The sequence below is a fragment of the Aminobacter sp. P4_D5 genome, assembly GCF_056401815.1.
This window is the reverse complement of record NZ_JBFUIP010001382.1, coordinates 1-520: the sequence shown is the minus strand read 5'-3', so window position 1 is coordinate 520 and position 520 is coordinate 1. Positions and strand designations below refer to the sequence as shown.

Genomic DNA, 520 nt, shown 5'->3' with positions numbered 1-520 from the left:
GTCATCCGCTGGATCGACCAGCGGTTGCCGCTGTTCACCATGATGCAGAAGGAATACGGCGTCTTCCCGACGCCGCGGAACTTCAACTACTTTTGGAACTTCGGCGCCCTCGCCATGGTCAACCTCGTGATCATGATCGTGACCGGCATCGTGCTCGCGATGCACTACACGCCGCACGTCACCATGGCCTTCGACAGCGTCGAGCGCATCATGCGCGACGTGAACTACGGCTGGCTGATCCGGTACATCCACGCCAACGGCGCCTCGATGTTCTTCATCGTGGTCTACATCCATATCTGGCGGGGCATGTACTACGGCTCCTTCAAGGCGCCGCGCGAGCTGCTCTGGATGCTGGGCGTGGTGATCTTCCTGCTGATGATGGCCACCGCCTTCATGGGCTACGTGCTGCCCTGGGGCCAGATGTCCTTCTGGGGCGCCACCGTCATCACCAACCTCTTCAGCGCCATCCCGCTGGTGGGCGAGACGATCGTGACCTACCTCTGGGGCGGCTTCTCGGTCG

General features: G+C 61.7%; 1 protein-coding gene. It reads left to right on the top strand.

Annotation, left to right across the window (positions count from 1 at the left end):
• Nucleotides 1-3 precede the first annotated feature (3 nt).
• On the top strand, nucleotides 4-520 hold a 517-nt coding region (locus AC1DWF_RS38540), incomplete at its 3' end, for a cytochrome b (protein ID WP_476843663.1).